This is a genomic window from Mycobacterium sp. (assembly GCF_035653355.1).
Taxonomy (GTDB): Bacteria; Actinomycetota; Actinomycetes; order Mycobacteriales; family Mycobacteriaceae; genus Mycobacterium.
In genome coordinates, this window is sequence record NZ_DASRBZ010000623.1 from 1 (window position 1) to 17,977 (window position 17,977).

Consider the following 17,977-nt stretch of genomic DNA (forward strand, 5'->3'; position numbering starts at 1 on the left):
CGTCGACTGTGGCTGGCTGCGTTTGCACCAGGTCGCGGTCCAGCGCGACCGCGGCGGCCAGCGGATCGTGCAGGTAGGCCCGATAGCCGTGGCCGTGGTCTACGTGCGCTTCGAAGTAGAACCGCATCGCGTCTTCGATCACCCGGATCAGCGGATTGGATGCCGACGAGCGGGTGCCGCGCTCGTCGTCTGGGCTCATTGCCGTGGTCGTCGCGTCCGCAGCGGCCGCCAGCCTGGCCAAGATCTCGGGTGTCAGTGCGATATGTCGGGTCAAGTCCAACCCGCACAGGATCGGAAGCTGCTGCGGCTCAACACACCAGGCGGCGAAGACCTCGGCCGCGGCCTCGGGATCCACTTTGATGTTCCATTCGGCCACCGGATTGGTGTTGCCGCGGTAGTCGTAAGCGCCACCCATGATCACCAGCCGGCGCAATAGCGTCGGCAGCGCCGGCTCGGCGCGCAACGCCAACGCCAGGTTGGTCAGCGGCCCGGTTGCCACGCCGATCAGCTCTCCCGGATGGTCGTGCGCGGCCCGGACCCAGGCCGTCGCGGCGTCGTAGTCGGTGAGCCGGCGATCGCTCGGCGGCAGCTCGGCATACCCTAAGCCGTTGGGGCCGTGCGATTTTCCCGGAGGGCACATTGGACAGCTCAGCGGTTGTTCGGCGCCTTTGGACACCGGTATGTCGTCCGCGCCGCACAGTTCGAGCAGGCCGAGGTTGTTGACGCAAACCTGATCTACGCCAACGTTTCCCCCAGTCGAGGCGATGCCCACCACCTCGGCATCCGGGCTGGCCAGCAGGTAGACCAGCGCTAGGGCGTCATCAACGCCGGTGTCCACGTCGGCGAAAACCGGTGACTTCGAGTTCCGCGTCTTACCAGCGGCATTCACTGCAGCGACGATACCGGGAGCCCGCTCAGGCCGGAGCGAACGTGATCACCAGGACATCACGCAGCGCCGGTTCGGCCACGTCCACCGGCCGAATCGGCGAAACACCGTGCACGCTGCGACGGTCGTCGCCGAGCAGCAGCGTCCCGGGCTCGGCGAGCGTCGCGGTCAGCAGCGGTTCACCGGCGAAGTCGAACACCGCGCTCTCGCCGCCGACGGCATTGCGCCGCCTGACCAGCAGCGAGGTGACCAGCGTGACACCGTCACGGTGTAGGCCCTCCGGTGTCGGCTGGCCTTCGCCGTCAGCAGAAGCCAGAACCCGGAACGGATGGACTTTGGCCACCCATTCAGCCGCGCCGTCGAGGGCCGTCGCGAACCGGCCCAGCAATTCCAGCAATCCGGACAGCAACGGGTCGGTCATGAACGCGTCGGTCAGCGGCTCGAAGTGGCGATCCCGGTCGATGTAGAGCGGGTTGGAGTCCTGCGGCTGCACGAATACGCCGTTGGGCACTGGCGTCGCCACCCCGTCGCTGAACGTGTAGCGGCCGTACCGGCGCAGCCGCCGCAGGCCCAATTCGGCCGCGTAACGGTCCGGTGCCAGGTCCTCCCAATGGGCGGAAAACCGGCTCCATACGTCGTCGTCTACGCCCAGGCTTCGCGTCAGGTCCACAGGCGACATCACGTATGCGCCCGTCGAAGTGAGCTTCCGCGTGGCAGTTGCTATCGGATCATCACCCACGTCGCGGGTGTACCTGCCAGCTGATCCGGCTAAACCAGGCGGGTTACCAGTGCAGGCCCGGCACCAACCGCACCGCACGTTTGACCGGCCTTGTGACTGGCCTAAGTGCCCGCATGCGGGTGACGGCGCGGACCGGCCGCTTGGGCCTCCGTTGGGAAGATTGTCGCGACGACGACTGCGTTGCAATGGGTTCCGGTGCCGTCAGCCCAAGCGCCGCAGCGGAATCCGGGTAGCCGAGATAGATCTGATGCATGATCCGCCGCGACAGCTTCGGCGTGAAGTAGTGGCCGGCCTCGGAAAGCGTGCCCAGCGGGGTGTCGATCCGCGCCGGCTTCTCGATCAGCGCGCGCACCACCATCGCCGCTGCATGCTCGACGCTGATCGGCGGCACCGGGTTGAGCCGCCGCGACGGCGCGATCATCGGCGTGGCCACCAGCGGCATGTGGATGTTGGTGAACGTGATGTGATCCGACAGCGTCTCGGCGGCGATCACCTCCGAGAACGCGTCGAGCGCGGCCTTGGTCGGCAGGTAGGCGCTGTACTTGGGGCTGCGGGCCTGCACACCCCCGCTGGAGACGTTGACGACATGGCCGAACCGGCGCTCCCGCCAATGCGGCAGCAAGGCCAGCACCATCCGCACCGCGCCGAAGTAGTTGACCGCCATCATCCGCTCGTAGTCGTGCAGCCGGTCGGTGGAATTGACCACCGAGCGGCGGATCGAGCGGCCGGCGTTGTTGACCAGGTAGTCGACGTGGTCGAACCGCCCGAGGATGTCCTTGACGGTGTGCTCGACCGACGACGAGTCGGTGACATCGCAGGTGAAGGCGTAGGCTTGCCCGCCGCTTGCATGGATTTCGGCGACCAGCTCGTCGAGCGCTTCGGCGTTGCGGGCCAGCGCGAACACCGTCGCACCTCGTGCGGCCACCGCGATCGCCGCGGCCCGGCCGATACCGCTGGACGCACCGGTGATGATCACGTGCCGGCCCACCAGCGGTCCGGCGGGGTTGCCATGACGGGCCCGGTCCGGATCGAGATGCTCGGCCCAGTACCGCCAGAGCTTGGGCGCATAGGAAGCGAATTCCGGCGGCTCGATCCCGCTGTCGCGCAAAGCCTTTCGTGTCTCGTCGGAGATGAACGTGGGTTTGAGGTCCACGACGTCGAGAACCTCGCCGGGGATACCCAGTTGAGCCGCCGCCATGTTGCGCACCGCCTTGGCGCGGCCACGCACCCTGAGCACCGGCGTCGCCACCGAGCGCGGCAGCGACCCGCGCAACGGCGGCAATCCCGCGGCCTCGGCGACGCCACGGTAAATCCCGCGCAGCCCAATCGTTTTCGGCGCGGTCAAATGGAATGTCCGCCCATTGCGGCCCTCGGCGTGCATCAATTCCACGAGCGCGTCGACCACGTAGTCGACTGGGACGACGTTGGTGCGCCCGGTGTCCGGCAGCATGATCGGCGTGAACCGGGGCAACACAGCAAGCTTGGCCAGTACCGGGAAGAAGTAGTACGGGCCGTCGATCTTGTCCATCTCTCCGGTGCGTGAATCGCCGACCACGACCGCCGGGCGATACACGCGGTAGCGCAAGCCAGGGGTCGAGCGCACCAGCTGCTCGGCTTCGAACTTCGTCTGGTGATACGGCGTCGGCAGCCGCTGGCCGACGTCGAAATCGGCTTCGGTGTACTCGCCGCGGAACTCGCCGGCCACCGCGATCGACGACACGTGATGCAAGGTGGCGTCGAGCCGGCGCGCCAGGTCGATCACTGCGCGGGTGCCCTCCACGTTGGCGGCCCGCTGCTCGGGCTCGCCGGCGGTGATGTCGTAGATGGCCGCACAGTGCACCACATGGTCGACGTCGCTCAGCTCGGCGATCGCCGGGCCCGTCAAGTCGAGGTCGGCCGCAGTGAGGTCGCCGACGAGCGGTTTGGCCCGCTCACCCCAATCGGCGGCGAGCTGTTCGAAGCGGCTCAGCGACTGGCGCCGCACCAGCACCCATACCTCGGCGTCTGCTCGGGCGGCCAGCAGCCGGGCCACCACCCGGCGCCCGATAAACCCGGTACCGCCGGTAACGACATAGCGCATGGAAGCTATCGTGGCCGCTTGCCCACGAGCCGTCAACAACGTGTGACGCGATCGGCCCCCGGGCTGGCCTACTGGAACTTGCGGATGCCGTCCCAGTCGACCAGTGTCCAGCCGGAGGTGGGGCTGCCGGTGATGACGACCTTGCCGATGTTCGGCAGCGGATGGTCGGTGAGCAGGTCATCTCGCCCGTTTTTCACGTTCATCAGCGTCCACACCATGATCGCGTTGCCGTGCGAGAACGCGATTGGCTTGCTGTTGCCGCTGTCGTAGATCTTCTGCACAGCCCCGGTGAATTCGTCGTTGAAGCGGTTGCCGTTGATCGACCCGGGAATGCCGTTTTTGCGATCGCCCTTCAGCCAGTCTTTCGGCGCCAGCATGTACGTCGAGTTGGCCATTGACTTCGGCTTGCCGTCAAACCAGCCGGCGTCAATCTCCCGCAGTCCGGGCAGGATCTGGACGTGCTTGCCGAGCGCGTCGGCCAGCGGTTCAGCGGTCTGCTGCGTTCGGACCATGGTAGAGGCGTAGATGCCGTCGTAACCGTTGCGGGCGAGTTGATGGGCAATCTGTTGCGCCTGCGACTCGCCGTCGTGGGTGAGGCCCGGTCCGGGCACCTCGGTGTTGATGACGTTGTCGGCGTTGCTCTGCGACTGGGCGTGGCGGACGAAGGTCAAGGTGATGGTGCGCGGCTGCGGTGTACTACCGCAGGCGCCGACGGCCACGGTCGCAGCCAGCACGGCTGCCGCCTTCCAGATGACGGTACGGATGCGGTTGGGCATGGCGATAGCCTGCCTTGCCGGTCGCCGCGATGTGGTGGGTTTGGTGCGGTTGGTGTGACCGAATGGGCGTGGTACACCAAACGAGGCCTTGATCAGGGGCGTGCGACGGGCAACGCCCACAAGCGAGAGGAGACCCGCATGGCGATCGACCCGAATGCCATCGGCGCAGTGACGGAGCCGATGCTGTTCGAGTGGACCGACCGCGACACCCTGCTCTACGCGCTGGGTGTCGGCGCCGGGACCGATGACCTGTCGTTCACGACGGAAAACAGCCACGGCATCACCCAGCAGGTACTGCCCACGTACGCGGTGATCTGCTGTCCCGCCTTCGGTGCCGCGGCGAAGATCGGGACGTTCAACTGGGCCATGCTCTTGCACGGCTCACAGGCCATCCGGCTGCACGCGCCGCTGCCGCCCGCCGGGAAGTTGTCCGTGGTCTCCGAAGTGGCCGACATCCAAGACAAAGGCGAGGGCAAGAACGCGATCGTCGTGCTGCGCGGCCGCGGCACCGATCCGGATACGCAGACACTGGTCGCTGAAACGCTCACCACGCTCGTCATCCGCGGAGCCGGCGGCTTCGGGGGAGAGCCGGGGCAGCGCCCGGCCGCGCCGAAATTTCCCGACCGTGAGCCCGACGCGCGAATTCCCTTGCCCACCCGAGAGGACCTGCCGCTGATCTACCGCCTCTCCGGAGACCGCAACCCCCTGCACAGCGACCCATGGTTCGCCAGGGAGATGGCCGGTTTTCCCAGGCCGATCATGCACGGGCTGTGCACCTACGGCGTCTCTGGCCGAGCCCTGGTCGCGGAGTTAGGCAAGGGCGACGCCGCCAAGATCACCGCAATCTCCGCCCGGTTCACCTCGCCGGTATTTCCCGGCGAGACCCTGACCACCTTGATCTGGCGCGCCGAACCTGGCAAGGCGGTATACCGCACCGAGGCTTCTGGCGCCAACGGCAGCGACGCTCGGGTCGTGCTCGACGACGGCGCGGTGGAATACCTGGCGGAGTAACGAATTTTTCAGCTCCGCACCCCTGCGAGGGACCGTCATGGCAGGCTCCGATCATGGCGTTCAAACTCACCTACAGCGATGGACAAGAGACCGACTACGACGACAACACCAAATGGGAAGTCGATTCCGGTGTGCTCAAGATGGGACGTGAGGAAGGAAAGTGGACGGTTCTCGTCTCCCCGAGCCACTGGGCCACTCTTGAGTTAGTCCCCGCCAAGGATCGAGGCGAAGGCAAAGACCAGGACGAAGACGGCGAAAAAGACAGCGACAAAGACGAGGACAAAGACAAGGACAAAGACAAAGAGAGCTGACTACCTGGCGGCTGGCGCGGGCGGTGCGTCGTTCGGCGCCATCTCGGCGCCGAGCTTGCGGAACAGCGTCTCCGCCTCGTTGCGGTGGTTGCCCTGGTTGTCGAACGCGTCCGGACGGTAGGTGACTGCGACGGCGATCGCGATCTTTTGCGACGGCAGGTAGCCCTCGACCGCGGCCTGTCCGGCGAGCATCGGATTTTGCAGCAGCCAATTTCCGGAGATCACGATTCCCAGCCCGTAGGTGTAGACGTTGTCCTGCACAAGACAAGTGCTGCAACCCTGCACCACCGTAGTGTGCCCGCGCAGGTCGGTGGACACCATCGCCTTATACGACTGCGGCGAGAGCAGTTTGCCTGAGCCGATCCCGACCGCGGTGGCTTCCAGGTCGTAGATATTGGTGGTCTGAACCGCCCCTCGGGCCATCGTCCATGACGGATTCCAGTAGGTGGACTCCTCGTAAAACGATGTGCCGGAAGGTATCGCCAGCGCTTTGCGACGTTCAGAGGTGAACGTGTGCAAGGTGGGGACCGGGATGTCCGGGGTATAAGAGTTGGCGGTGTTGATCAAGGCGAGCGGACCAAGCACCTTGTCGTGCAACAGCTTCGGCAGCTCCTGGCCGGTGGCTTTTTCCAGCGCCAAGCCCAGCAGCACGTAGTTGGTGTGGGCGTAGTTCCAGTTGGTCCCCGGCTCGTAGAGCAAAGGCTTGTTGACCGCGTAGCCGAGCAATTCTTCGGGCGTCCATTGCCGAAACGGGTCGGCGGCCAGGGCCGCGTTGAAATCGGCGTTTCCCAGCACGTAATCGCGGTAGCCGGAGGCCATGTGCGCAAGCTGGCGCAACGTCACCCGATCGGCGTTGGGAATGCCGGGAAGCCACTTGGACAGTGTGTCGTCCAGGCTCAGCTTCTTCTCGTCAACGAGTTTGAGCAGCAGAGTGGCGACGTAGGAGATTGCCACTGCGCCGTTTCGGAAGAACATGCTCGGCGTGGCCGGCACACCGGTCATCGACTCGCCGAGCGCTTGGGTGACGATTTCCTTGCCGTCTACGGTGACCCGGACGATCGCTGCCTTCAGGTGCGCCTGCGACATCGTGTCGCGGACGATCTTCATTACCGCCTGCGCCTTGGCTGGATCGGCGGAGGCATCCCACCACGCGGGGGCAGGCGGATTGCCCTTGGGCGAGCAGGCAAGCGCGACCACGGCAAGGATGCACACCACTGACCCCAGGCGCCGAGAGACCGTCATAGCTGATCGTGACCTAACCTTTCGTCGTTCGCGCTGATCTCGCGTGCCAGCCGCTCGGTGAACACCACGACCCGCTGCGGACTCTCCAGTGCGTACTGCGCGGCGGTGGCACGGTCACCGTCCTCGGTGTGGCGCACCACGATTGCGACTCCATCGTCGTGCACCGCGTCGAATGCGTCCTCGTCGGTGATGTCGTCGCCCAGGTAGACCGGCATCAACGGAGTTGACTCGGCATCGCTGACGTGATCGAGCACCCAGCGCAGCGTCTTTCCCTTGTCCCAGTCCACGTTTGGCCGCAGCTCGATCACCTCACGTCCGGTCGTCACCCGAAGTGTGCTGCGCTGCCCTGCGGCACGCACCGCGGCCAGCACTTCACCGACACGGTCGCTGGCCGCGTTTCGGTAGTGCACGGCAACACCGAAGCGCTTGTGTTCCACCACAACACCGGCGATCTGACCGAGCTGTTCGCGAAGGTCGGCGGCCGCACGCTCAAGTACCGGGATCGCCGCGGCCGCATCTTCGTTGTGATGATGTGCCTCGTCGGGGCCGGTCATCTCGAAACCGTGGCTGCCCGCATACCAGATTCCCGGCAGGCCGATCCGCTGCCGCACGTCGGCGAGGTCCCGGCCCGACAGCACCGCCACCGGACACTGCGCGGTCAACGACATCAGCGCCTCGGCCGCACCAGCGCTCAGCTGCGCGGCATCGGGGTCGTCGACGATGTCTGAGAGGGTGCCGTCGAAGTCGAAGAACACCGCGGGAGGCCGGGCCGCGACAGCGTCCAGGGCCTGCAGCGCGTCGGGAAGCTCCGACATCCGCCGATCGCCGGTGCGCACATTGACCTCGCCCAGTTCGGCGACCACCGCGTCCGCGCCGTGGCGGCGCAGTTCCTCGCCATTCCCCGCGGTATTGACCCCGATTACCAGCGCGAACCCGCCGGTCCGCGCGGCTGCTACCGCCGCGGCGCTGGCTGTGACGACCGCGCACCGGCCGGGCCGCGCTTGCAGCCGGTTGGCTGCATCGACGAACCTTGCGGCTTCCGGTCGTCCGGCCACGTCGCCTGTGCGGACGCCCGCCTCGCGCAGTTGGTCTCGCAGTGTCAGCGCGGTGTCGGCCGTCACGTCGCCCAGGTCGAACAGCACCGCGTCGTAGCGACGCGGGTCGATGGTGACCGACATTGACCAGCCTTCCTCGGTGATCGCTCGACTGCCCGCTCGCCACGCTAGTCAGGCCGGTGTCACGGTCGCAGCGGGGGAGCAGGAACCGGGTGTCAGCGCCGGCCCGAGGTGGGCTACTCGGCGGCGAATAGCAGCAGCGAGTCGTCGCTCACCGCTGCTGGACGTGCCACCACGCAGGCGATGCCGTCGGCCAGCTCGTCGATGTCGGATCCGGTGTCGTAGACAACGGTGGTCGGTTGCGTCACAATGCCGTTCGCATCTCAGGGCGAAAGCCACGTCTGCTCCGCGACGCGCCGAAAGTTCCCGCTTAATACCGCGGCGACGTCGGCGTCGCTCCAGCCGCGCTCACTGAGGTGGTGGCCGAGCCCGACGAACGTCTCCGGCGGCATCCATTGGATCGGGCCCCAGCGGGTATAGCTTTCGTCGAAAAGGCTAGAGTTCGCGGCGATTTCGTCATACCAATCGCCGTGGTCAAAAGAAAAGTCGGTACTGATCCCCACATGGTCGATGCCGACGAGTTCGACGGCGTACTCGATGTGACGTGTCATCGCCTCCAGCGTTGGGGTGTTCGGGCCGAGAAAGATGCCCACGCCGGTAATGCCGATGACGCCGCCGGTGGATGCGCAGGCCTTCGCCTGGTCGTCGGTGATGTTGCGCGGATGGTCCCAGATCGTGCGCATGCAGGAGTGGCTGTAGACAGCTGGACGAGTGGTCGTCCCGCAGATGTCGAGGCCGGTGCGGATGCTGCAGTGTGAACCGTCGGGCACCATCCCGACGGCGTTCATTTCGGCGATCAGCGCGCGTCCCCACGCCGTGAGCCCGGTGTCGTGTGCGTCGAGGCAACCGCAGCCGGCGATGTTGGCGTGGTTGTAGGTCGGCAGCATGGTGCGAACACCGAGTTCTGCCAGCCGACGGACGTTGGCGAGATCGCCCTCGAGCGGCGCACAGTCCTCGAGGTCGAACGCCACCGTGATCTTGTCCCTATCGGCGACGGCGTCGGTGTCGGCAAGCTCCAGATCCGGATGCGCTTGCACGCCTCGGCGGAAGTTTTCGAGAAGGGTCAGCACGTCGGCCAGGCGCTGGGGTGCATAGCCGACGTTGACCGAAATGAACGCCCCACCGGGCCGGCGATAGCGGGTCAGCTCCGAGATGTCCGCGTCTGGCCGCAGCGGCAGGCAGGTGTGCTGATCCCAAAGCAGAGCCAACATGGACAACCATGTTGCATGCCGGTCAGGCCGTCGGTCTCAGGTTTCTGACAGGTGTTGCGGATCGCCGAGGTGGACGATGCCGTCGGGGTCCACCCGCCAGCCCGGATTGTGGGCGATTTCCCAGATAACTCCGTTGGGATCCCGGATGTGGGCATGGAAGACGCCGCCGAATTGTCCCGGTTGTGGTGGCTTGACGACGGTGGCGCCCGCGGCAGTCATGGTGTTGACGAGAGCGATTACGTCGTTTTGGCTGGCAACGTTGTGCGCCAAGGTGATTCCGGAGATTTGTGAGTGATCACCGGGTAACGCGAGATCCTTGTTGAACTTCTCGGCCAGGAAGAATCCCAGCAGCTGCCCTGGGGCGCTTTGGTAAAAGATGATCTCGCTTTCGACGTCCATTAGCGGGCGCCAACCCAGGGCGCGGTAGAAACTGCGGGTCGCGTCCAGGTCAGCGGTCGCGATCGTGAGGAAATGCAGCTGCTGCTTCATAGAGCGAGCCTATGAACAGCACCGACAGCGGCGGCCGAGTCGGGTAGAACTCGAACATTAGTTCGATATACTGGCGGGGTGGGCTGGAGCAACGGTCCGCTGAGCTGGGCGGAGATGGAGCGGGTGCTGGCCGGTAAACCCCGTCGCTCCGGCATGCCGCTGGCGTCCGAGCCGGTGGATGACGGCCCATGGTCCCGCAAGCGCGGAGCATACGAGCCGCCGAGTGATGAGCGGACCATCCGCTCGTCGGTTGCGTATGCCGAGTTGCACGCGCATTCGGCGTTCAGCTTCCTTGACGGGGCCAGCACTCCGGAGGAGCTGGTCGAAGAGGCTGCGCGGCTGGATCTGCGCGCCATCGCGCTGACCGATCACAACGGCCTCTACGGAGCGGTGCGGTTCGCCGAAGCAGCCGCAGAACTGGACGTGGCTACCGTGTTCGGCGCCGAACTGTCATTGGGCTCCGGTGCCCGCACCGACGAGCCGGATCCGCCGGGCCCGCACTTGCTGGTGCTGGCCCGCGGCCCGGAAGGCTATCGACGGTTGTCACGGCAGCTAGCCGCGGCGCATCTGGCCGGCGGCGAGAAAGGCAAGCCGCGCTTCGACTTCGACGCGCTGACCGAGGCGGCGGGCGGCCATTGGCACATCTTGACCGGTTGCCGCAAAGGCCATGTCCGCCAGGCTCTTTCCGACGGCGGGCCGGGAGCAGCAGCTAAGGCGCTGGCCGACTTGGTGGACCGGTTCGGTTCCAACCGGGTCAGCATCGAGCTGACCCACCATGGCCAGCCCGTCGACGACGAACGCAACGCCGCATTGGCGGCGCTCGCCACGCGCTTCGGTGTCGGCGTGGTCGCCACCGCCGGCGCGCATTTCGCCGCGCCGTCGCGTGCTCGGCTGGCGATGGCCATGGGCGCGATCCGGGCTCGGCAGTCCCTGGACGAGGCGGCCGGTTGGCTGGCTCCGCTAGGCGGCTCGCACCTGCGCTCCGGGGAGGAGATGGCGCGGCTGTTCGCGTGGTGCCCCGAGGCGGTGACCGCCGCGGCGGAACTCGGCGAGCAGTGCGCTTTCGGGCTGCAGCTGATCGCTCCGCAGCTGCCGCCGTTCGACGTTCCGGCCGGGCATACCGAAGACAGCTGGCTGCGCGAGCTGACGTTCACCGGTGCCCGCGACCGCTACGGGCCGCCGGAAAAAGCACGTCAGGCCTACGCGCAGATCGAGCACGAGCTGAATGTCATTGCTCAACTGAAGTTTCCGGGGTACTTCCTGGTGGTCTACGACATCACCCGGTTCTGCCGGGAGAACAATATCTTGTGCCAGGGCAGGGGATCGGCGGCCAACTCCGCGGTCTGCTATGCCCTCGGCGTCACTGCGGTCGACCCGGTGGCCAACGAGTTGTTGTTCGAGCGTTTCTTGTCGCCCGCCCGCGACGGGCCGCCCGACATCGACATCGATATCGAATCCGACGAGCGCGAAAAGGTCATCCAGTACGTCTACGACAAATACGGCCGGGACTACGCCGCGCAGGTCGCCAACGTCATCACTTACCGAGGTCGGATCGCGGTGCGCGACATGGCCCGTGCGCTGGGCTTCTCGCAGGGCCAGCAGGACGCGTGGAGCAAGCAGATCAGCCACTGGAACGGGCTGGCCGATTCCCCCGACATCGAAGACATCCCCGAGCAGGTGATCGAGCTGGCCACCCAGATCCAGAATTTGCCGCGGCACATGGGCATCCACTCCGGCGGCATGGTGATCTGTGACCGTCCGATCGCCGACGTGTGCCCGGTGGAATGGGCGCGCATGGAAAACCGCAGCGTGTTGCAGTGGGACAAAGACGACTGCGCCGCAATCGGTTTGGTGAAATTTGACCTGCTCGGGCTGGGCATGCTCTCGGCGCTGCACTACGCCATCGACCTGGTGGCCGAGCACAAAGGCATCGACGTGGACCTGGCCAAGCTCGACCTCTCCGAACCCGCGGTCTACGAGATGCTGGCGCGCGCAGACTCCGTCGGGGTGTTCCAGGTGGAGTCGCGGGCGCAGATGGCCACCCTGCCGCGCCTGCGGCCGCGCGAGTTCTACGACCTGGTGGTGGAGGTCGCGCTGATCCGTCCCGGGCCCATCCAGGGCGGCTCGGTGCACCCGTACATCCGGCGGCGCAACGGCGTCGACCGGGTAGTCTACGACCACCCGTCGATGGAGTCCGCGCTGCGAAAGACGTTGGGAGTGCCACTTTTTCAGGAGCAGTTGATGCAGCTGGCGGTCGACTGTGCCGGGTTTTCCGCTGCCGAGGCCGACCAGCTGCGCCGCGCCATGGGCTCCAAGCGTTCGGCGGAACGGATGCGACGGCTGCGTGGCCGGTTCTACGACGGCATGCGGGCGCTGCATGGCGCGCCCGACGAGGTGATCGAGCGGGTGTACGAAAAGCTGGAGGCCTTCGCCAATTTCGGTTTCCCGGAAAGCCACGCGCTGAGCTTCGCGTCGCTGGTGTTCTACTCGTCGTGGTTCAAGCTGCACCACCCGGCGGCGTTCTGCGCGGCGCTGCTGCGCGCGCAGCCGATGGGTTTCTACTCACCGCAGTCATTGGTGGCCGACGCCCGCCGGCACGGAGTGACGGTGCATGGACCCGACGTCAACGCCAGCTTGGCCCACGCCACGCTTGAGAATGCGGGCACCGAGGTCCGGCTCGGGTTGTCCGGTGTGCGTCATATCGGAGAAGATTTGGCCGAAAGGATGGTCGAGGAGCGAAAAGCCAACGGCCCGTTTAGTTCTCTTCTGGATCTGACATCACGGGTGCAGCTTTCGGTGCCGCAGACCGAAGCGCTGGCCACCGCCGGGGCGCTGGGCTGCTTCGAAATGTCGAGACGGGAGGCGCTGTGGGCGGCCGGGGCCGCGGCCACGCAGCGGCCGGACCGCTTGCCCGGTGTCGGGTCGTCGTCACACATCCCGGCGTTGCCGGGAATGAGCGAGCTGGAGCTGGCCGCCGCCGACGTGTGGGCCACCGGTATCTCACCGGACAGTTATCCGACCCAGTTCCTGCGGGCTGACCTGGATGCGCTGGGGGTGCTGCCCGCCGAGAAGCTGTTGAGCGTGCCCGACGGTGACCGGGTGTTGATCGCCGGGGCGGTCACCCATCGGCAGCGGCCGGGAACGGCGCAAGGGGTGACGTTCCTCAACCTCGAGGACGAGACCGGGATGGTCAATGTGCTTTGCACACCGGGAGTCTGGGCGCGGCACCGCAAACTGGCGCAGACGGCACCCGCACTGGTTGTTCGCGGTCAGGTCCAAAACGCCAGCGGCGCAGTCACTGTCGTGGCGGAACGGTTGACCAAGCTCACGCTCAAGATGGGATCGAAGTCCCGAGACTTCCGGTGACACCCGCCGCGAGCGTGCGCAGAATGCCAATAGTTCTCGGCGTGTCCCGTACAAACACGCACGCTCGCGAAAGAGGTCTAGCCGGTCGGCGTCGTCCACACCCGCGTCGGGGTGATCTTCAGCCTGGTGCTGTAGGCCGCGATCGCCTCGGTCAGGCCGAATTGCTCGGCGTCGTCACGGTACTTGTCCCAATACGGCCCGTCGTCGCGGCAGTCGACGTCCGTTGCGTCCACAGCAGCGGTGCCGCCGACGACGATGATCCCGCCACCGTTGCCGTCGGAATCCAGATTGAGGCTGACCTGCGGACGGGCCTTGATATGGGCGACCTTGGCGGCCTGCGGCATCGAGTACACGATCAGGTCGGTGCCGTCGAAGTAAAACCACACCAGCCGCGGCACCGGCTGCCCGGATTTCGCGACGGTGGTCAGCCACCCGTAGTGATCGGATTGCAGTCTGCTGGAAACTTCTTGCGGCAATTCGACGGCCATGGCGTGACTTTAGTCCGGCGACGATGGGCGCCGTGAAACGGCGGGAGAAGAGCCGGACCATCGACTGTAGTCTTCGCCCATGACCTTGAACCTGTCCGTCGACGAAGTGCTAACCACCACCCGATCGGTACGCAAACGCCTCGACTTCGAGAAGCCGGTAAGCCGGGAGCTGCTGATGGAATGCCTTGAACTGGCGCTGCAGGCGCCCACCGGCTCCAACGCGCAGGGCTGGCAGTGGGTGTTCGTCACCGATGCCGACAAGAAGAAGGCGATCGCCGACATCTACTTGGCCAACGCCAGGGGCTACCTCAGCCTGCCGGCACCCGAATACCCGGAGGGCGACACCCGCCGCGAGCGCATGCCGCACGTCCGCGACTCCGCCACATATCTCGCCGAGCACATGCACGAGGCGCCGGTGTTGTTGATCCCGTGCCTGGAAGGCCGGGTGGAACAGGCACCGCTGGGCCTCAGTGCGTCGTTCTGGGCGTCGCTTTTCCCGGCGATTTGGAGCTTTTGCCTGGCATTGCGCTCCCGCGGGCTGGGCTCCTGTTGGACGACGCTGCACCTGCTGGGCGACGGAGAGAAGCAGGCCGCCGACGTGCTCGGGATTCCCTACGAGAAGTACAGCCAGGGCGCGCTGCTCCCCATCGCCTACACCAAGGGCACCGAGTTCAAACCCGCCAAGCGGCTGCCCGCCGACGCTGTGACGCACTGGGACACCTGGTAGTCAGGTCGTCAGGGGCCACACCTCAACGACTCCATGCGCGACCGCGCACGGGGTTTGGCTCACCCGCTCGATTGCGGTTTCCAGATCCTCGGCTTCTAACACCGCGAACCCGGCGATCGGTAACGCTGACTGCAGGTAGGGGCCGGCCTCGATCCGCATGCTGGCGCAGTCTGGATTGCGCACCTGAACCGGCTGGCCGGCAATCCCGATGAGCGCGCCAGCCGCACGCAGTTCGTCGTCGCGCGCGTGCGCGGCCCGCTTGCATTCGTCGCTCACGCGGTTATACCCGACTTCGTTCCCGTAACCGATCGTGATGAACGTAGCCATAGAAACCTCCCCGGAAGTGCTTGCATCCTGCACCAGTACTGACTTGCGCGGGGGTGGGCAGTAATCGCCGCTACACCGCTCCGGCAAATCCGTGCTGGCGCCACGCCTCGTACACGGCGACCGCGGCCGCGTTGGACAGGTTCAATGACCGCCGGCCGGCCAGCATGGGGATCCGCACCAGCTCGGTGATATGAGCGTCGGCCAGCGTCGCCGCATCCAGCCCGGTGGGTTCCGGCCCGAACATCATCACGTCGCCGGGCTGGTAGCCGATGTCGGTGAACACCGTGGTCGCGTGCGCGGTGAACGCGAACACCCGCTGCGGCGCCAGCGCCTGCCATGCGGCGTCCAGGCATGCGTGCACGCGGACCGACGCCAGGTCGTGATAGTCCAACCCGGCGCGACGCAGCTTGGGCTCGGATAGATCGAAGCCCAGCGGCTCGACCAGATGCAGTTCGGCGCCGGTGGCCGCGACCATGCGGATTGCGTTGCCGGTATTGGGTGCGATGCGCGGCGAGACGAACATCAGCCGGAACATCCGTTGATCATGACAGGCAGCCGATGAAAATTTGCTCGGCCGCCGTTTGCGGTGCCGAGCCGGGGCCGGTGAACTCTGGTTGTTCAGTAAGAATTGTGGTAACCGCGGCCGGAGGCTGTCATACTCGTCGAATTGCCATGCGTATATCGCCCACCCGTGTGTCCCGGGTGGCCGTCGCAATTAGCAGGAAGCCTTATGAACGACGCGCGAGCACTGTATGTCAGCGGAGCGGTCGGTAGCACGACCGCGGTCCGATGACGATGTTTGCCCACCCGAAACGGGTGGTTTCGCCGGCAGCCAAAGACGGTCTAGACGACAACCCCGATACCTCCACCGCGGAGCCCACGCCCGAGAAACGCCCGCCGAGGTGGTCGATGCGCAACTGGCCCGTCCGGTGGAAAGTCTTCGCGATCGCGCTGGTGCCGTTGGTGCTGGCGATGGGTTTCGGCGGGCTGCGCATCTATGCGGCGACGACCGACGCCCACAACCTGCGGTTGGCCGCCGACCGCGCCGAAGTCGTTCCCGCGATCACCAAGTACATGTCGGCGCTCGACGTCGCGGTGATCGCCATGTCCACCGGCTCTGACGTCGAGGGAGCGAAGAAGAACTACGACGCCCGCAAATACGAGCTGCAGGCGCGGCTGGCAGACACCGACGTGGTCCCCGACGTGCGGACCGGAGTCGACTCCCTGTTGAAGGGCGGGCAGGCACTGCTGGACCGGATCGCGTCGAACAGCATCGGCCTGCGGGACCGGGTGACCATGTATGCGCCCATTCTGTTGACCGCTGAGAACGCGGTCGACGGATCGGTGCGCGTGGACAACGAGAAGATCCGGGCCGCAGCACAGGGCCTGAGCCGCGCGATCGGGGCCCGCGGCCAGATGATGATGCAGCGGCTGCTGATCACTCGCGGCGCCGACCTCCCGGAACCGGAGCTGCGCACATCGATGATCACGTTGGCCGGTACGGAACCGTCGACGCTGTTCGGGATGGCGGAGGTGCTCGGCGTTGGCTCACCCGAGGCCAAAACGCTGCAGCAGCAGATGGTGCGCCGGATGGCACTGATGTCGAATCCGGCCATTCCGCTTGTCAATAACCCCGACTTGCTGCGCTCCATCCAGACCACCGACACGATCGCCGCGCAGCTGATCAAGGACACCACCGCATCGGTGACGAAGTCGCTGGAGGAGCGCGCCAACAATCGTCGCGACGCCGCGATCCGCGACACCGTGCTGGTGCTGGCCGCGATCGTGGCAGCGCTGGTGGTCGTGTGGCTAGTGGCGCGGTCATTGGTTCAGCCGCTGCGGGTGCTGCGCGACAGCGCGTTGAAGGTTGCACACGAAGACCTCGAAAGCGAGATCGCTCGAGTGCGGGCCGGCGACGAACGCGCCCCGGAGCCGCTACCGGTGTACACGACCGAGGAGATCGGACAAGTCGCGCACGCAGTGGACGAGCTGCACACCCAGGCGCTGCTGCTGGCCGGCGACGAGGCCCGACTGCGGCTGCTGGTCAATGACATGTTCGAAACCATGTCCCGGCGCAACCGCTCGCTGGTCGACCAGCAGCTGTCGCTCATCGACCGGCTCGAGCGCAACGAAGAAGACCCCGACCGGCTCGACAGCCTGTTCCGGCTCGACCACCTGGCCGCGCGCATGCGCCGCAACGGCGCCAACCTGCTGGTGCTGGCCGGCGCCCCGATCACGCGTGAACAGCGCAGGCCGCTGCCGTTGTCGACGGTGATCGACGCCGCCATCTCTGAAGTCGAGGACTACCGCCGGGTGGAGACGGCGAGGGTGCCTGACTGCACAATCATCGGTGCCGCCGCAGGTGACATCGTCCACCTGCTCGCCGAGTTAATCGACAACGCGTTGCGCTACTCCCCGCCGACGTCACCGGTGCGTGTTTCTGCGGTGCGGCAAGGCAACGCCGGAGTTCTGGTCCAGATCGTGGACTCCGGGCTGGGCATGACCGACGGCGACCGGCGGGTCGCCAACATCCGGTTGCGCTCCGGCGGTGACGTCACCCCCGACAACGCCCGCCACATGGGTCTTTTCGTGGTGGGCCGGCTCGCTGACCGGCACGGTATGCGGGTTCGGCTGCGCGGCCCGGCGACCGACGACGGTTCCGGTACGACGGCCGAAGTCTACCTACCGCCTAACGTGCTCGCCGGCGAGCGTGGCGCCCCGCCCAGGGGCAGGACGGGCGTGGCGTTTTCGCGGACGCCAGCCGCCGGCGAGCCGCGGCCCGCGCGGGCTGTTCACCGTGCTCGCGATGCGGAACGGCCGGCGGCGCACGCCGAGCCGTCCGACCGCAACGGGTCGTACGCGGGCGAGTCGCCGAGCACGCTGCTGCCGCGCCGCAAGCCCGGCTCAAGCGGCATCACGGGCGTTCCCGCCCCGCCTGCCACAGCCCGTCCAGAGCCCGAGCGGCTACCGCAGCGTGAGCGGCCCGAGCCGTGGTGGCAGACCGGCGCCGAGGAGGCGCCGAAACAGGGTGCCTCGGAAGCAGCTTCGGACACCTCGGCGTACTTCTCACGCTCCCGGGCCGCTGGTGAGGTTGCGCGGCCCTCGGCCGAGGAACTGCGTCGGGCTCCCGAGGATGCCGATTCTTGGTG

The 17,977-nt window shown here is 66.4% G+C and carries 17 protein-coding genes; 5 read left to right on the forward strand and 12 right to left on the reverse strand.

Going from position 1 to position 17,977, the window contains the following annotated elements:
- From VFA16_RS21465 to VFA16_RS21480, 4 genes are all read right to left on the reverse strand, one after another.
- Positions 1–889: nucleoside hydrolase (locus VFA16_RS21465; RefSeq protein WP_324969771.1), on the reverse strand; the 889-nt coding region annotated here is incomplete at its 3' end.
- Positions 890–914: 25 nt separating this feature from the next.
- Entirely contained in the window at positions 915–1,565 is a 651-nt protein-coding gene (locus tag VFA16_RS21470; RefSeq protein WP_324969787.1) for a 2OG-Fe dioxygenase family protein, read from the reverse strand.
- A gap of 103 nt (positions 1,566–1,668) precedes the next feature.
- Positions 1,669–3,705 (reverse strand): SDR family oxidoreductase, encoded by a 2,037-nt coding sequence (locus tag VFA16_RS21475; protein WP_324969772.1) that lies wholly within the window; start codon positions 3,703–3,705, stop codon positions 1,669–1,671.
- 68 nt (positions 3,706–3,773) lie between these two features.
- Positions 3,774–4,481: a histidine phosphatase family protein gene (locus VFA16_RS21480; protein ID WP_324969773.1), complete on the reverse strand. Its 708-nt coding sequence runs from the start codon at positions 4,479–4,481 to the stop codon at positions 3,774–3,776.
- Positions 4,482–4,619: 138 nt separating this feature from the next.
- Here VFA16_RS21480 and VFA16_RS21485 point away from each other — a divergent pair, with 138 nt between their 5' ends.
- Positions 4,620–5,492 (forward strand): MaoC family dehydratase, encoded by an 873-nt coding sequence (locus VFA16_RS21485; RefSeq protein ID WP_324969774.1) that lies wholly within the window; start codon positions 4,620–4,622, stop codon positions 5,490–5,492.
- A 53-nt stretch (positions 5,493–5,545) separates the two neighbouring features.
- The gene (locus tag VFA16_RS21490; RefSeq protein ID WP_324969775.1) at positions 5,546–5,803 is read left to right on the forward strand and encodes a hypothetical protein; all 258 of its coding nucleotides are present in this window, start codon (positions 5,546–5,548) and stop codon (positions 5,801–5,803) included.
- Here VFA16_RS21490 and VFA16_RS21495 read toward each other — a convergent pair whose 3' ends face one another.
- The 5 genes from VFA16_RS21495 to VFA16_RS21515 form a co-directional block, all read right to left on the reverse strand.
- Entirely contained in the window at positions 5,804–7,045 is a 1,242-nt protein-coding gene (locus VFA16_RS21495) for a serine hydrolase domain-containing protein (protein WP_324969776.1), read from the reverse strand.
- Positions 7,042–8,223, reverse strand: a complete 1,182-nt coding sequence (gene otsB, locus VFA16_RS21500; RefSeq protein WP_324969777.1) for a trehalose-phosphatase — start codon at positions 8,221–8,223, stop codon at positions 7,042–7,044. Before otsB ends, VFA16_RS21495 begins: the two co-directional genes overlap by 4 nt.
- A 113-nt stretch (positions 8,224–8,336) precedes the next feature.
- On the reverse strand, positions 8,337–8,468 hold the full coding sequence (locus VFA16_RS21505; RefSeq protein ID WP_324969778.1) for a hypothetical protein: 132 nt from the start codon (positions 8,466–8,468) through the stop codon (positions 8,337–8,339).
- Positions 8,469–8,483: 15 nt separating this feature from the next.
- The gene (locus VFA16_RS21510; protein ID WP_324969779.1) at positions 8,484–9,431 is read right to left on the reverse strand and encodes a dipeptidase; all 948 of its coding nucleotides are present in this window, start codon (positions 9,429–9,431) and stop codon (positions 8,484–8,486) included.
- A gap of 36 nt (positions 9,432–9,467) precedes the next feature.
- A complete protein-coding gene (locus VFA16_RS21515) occupies positions 9,468–9,920 on the reverse strand; it encodes a VOC family protein (protein ID WP_324969780.1) in 453 nt (150 codons plus the stop codon).
- Positions 9,921–9,998: 78 nt separating this feature from the next.
- Between VFA16_RS21515 and VFA16_RS21520 the strand changes: the two genes are divergently transcribed.
- Positions 9,999–13,286, forward strand: coding sequence for an error-prone DNA polymerase (locus tag VFA16_RS21520; protein WP_324969781.1), 3,288 nt, complete (start codon positions 9,999–10,001; stop codon positions 13,284–13,286).
- A 77-nt stretch (positions 13,287–13,363) separates the two neighbouring features.
- Here VFA16_RS21520 and VFA16_RS21525 read toward each other — a convergent pair whose 3' ends face one another.
- Entirely contained in the window at positions 13,364–13,774 is a 411-nt protein-coding gene (locus VFA16_RS21525) for a TIGR03667 family PPOX class F420-dependent oxidoreductase (RefSeq protein WP_324969782.1), read from the reverse strand.
- A 79-nt stretch (positions 13,775–13,853) separates the two neighbouring features.
- Between VFA16_RS21525 and VFA16_RS21530 the strand changes: the two genes are divergently transcribed.
- Positions 13,854–14,501 carry a nitroreductase family protein gene (locus VFA16_RS21530; protein ID WP_324969783.1) on the forward strand — a complete coding sequence of 216 codons (648 nt, stop codon included), beginning with the start codon at positions 13,854–13,856 and terminating at the stop codon, positions 14,499–14,501.
- Here the strand turns inward: VFA16_RS21530 and VFA16_RS21535 are convergent, their stop codons facing one another.
- A complete protein-coding gene (locus VFA16_RS21535; RefSeq protein ID WP_324969784.1) occupies positions 14,502–14,828 on the reverse strand; it encodes a YciI family protein in 327 nt (108 codons plus the stop codon).
- A 70-nt stretch (positions 14,829–14,898) separates the two neighbouring features.
- A complete protein-coding gene (locus tag VFA16_RS21540) occupies positions 14,899–15,363 on the reverse strand; it encodes a tRNA (cytidine(34)-2'-O)-methyltransferase (protein ID WP_324969785.1) in 465 nt (154 codons plus the stop codon).
- Positions 15,364–15,617: 254 nt separating this feature from the next.
- Between VFA16_RS21540 and VFA16_RS21545 the strand changes: the two genes are divergently transcribed.
- On the forward strand, positions 15,618–17,977 hold a 2,360-nt coding region (locus VFA16_RS21545), incomplete at its 3' end, for a sensor histidine kinase (RefSeq protein WP_324969786.1).

Coding starts and splice junctions, on each gene's coding strand:
- VFA16_RS21470 (WP_324969787.1), bottom strand. CDS start 1,565: ATGTCGCCTGTGGACCTGACGCGAAGCCTGGGCGTAGACGACGACGTA.
- VFA16_RS21475 (WP_324969772.1), bottom strand. CDS start 3,705: ATGCGCTATGTCGTTACCGGCGGTACCGGGTTTATCGGGCGCCGGGTG.
- VFA16_RS21480 (WP_324969773.1), bottom strand. CDS start 4,481: ATGCCCAACCGCATCCGTACCGTCATCTGGAAGGCGGCAGCCGTGCTG.
- VFA16_RS21485 (WP_324969774.1), top strand. CDS start 4,620: ATGGCGATCGACCCGAATGCCATCGGCGCAGTGACGGAGCCGATGCTG.
- VFA16_RS21490 (WP_324969775.1), top strand. CDS start 5,546: ATGGCGTTCAAACTCACCTACAGCGATGGACAAGAGACCGACTACGAC.
- VFA16_RS21495 (WP_324969776.1), bottom strand. CDS start 7,045: ATGACGGTCTCTCGGCGCCTGGGGTCAGTGGTGTGCATCCTTGCCGTG.
- otsB (WP_324969777.1), bottom strand. CDS start 8,223: ATGTCGGTCACCATCGACCCGCGTCGCTACGACGCGGTGCTGTTCGAC.
- VFA16_RS21510 (WP_324969779.1), bottom strand. CDS start 9,431: ATGTTGGCTCTGCTTTGGGATCAGCACACCTGCCTGCCGCTGCGGCCA.
- VFA16_RS21515 (WP_324969780.1), bottom strand. CDS start 9,920: ATGAAGCAGCAGCTGCATTTCCTCACGATCGCGACCGCTGACCTGGAC.
- VFA16_RS21525 (WP_324969782.1), bottom strand. CDS start 13,774: ATGGCCGTCGAATTGCCGCAAGAAGTTTCCAGCAGACTGCAATCCGAT.
- VFA16_RS21530 (WP_324969783.1), top strand. CDS start 13,854: ATGACCTTGAACCTGTCCGTCGACGAAGTGCTAACCACCACCCGATCG.
- VFA16_RS21535 (WP_324969784.1), bottom strand. CDS start 14,828: ATGGCTACGTTCATCACGATCGGTTACGGGAACGAAGTCGGGTATAAC.
- VFA16_RS21540 (WP_324969785.1), bottom strand. CDS start 15,363: ATGTTCCGGCTGATGTTCGTCTCGCCGCGCATCGCACCCAATACCGGC.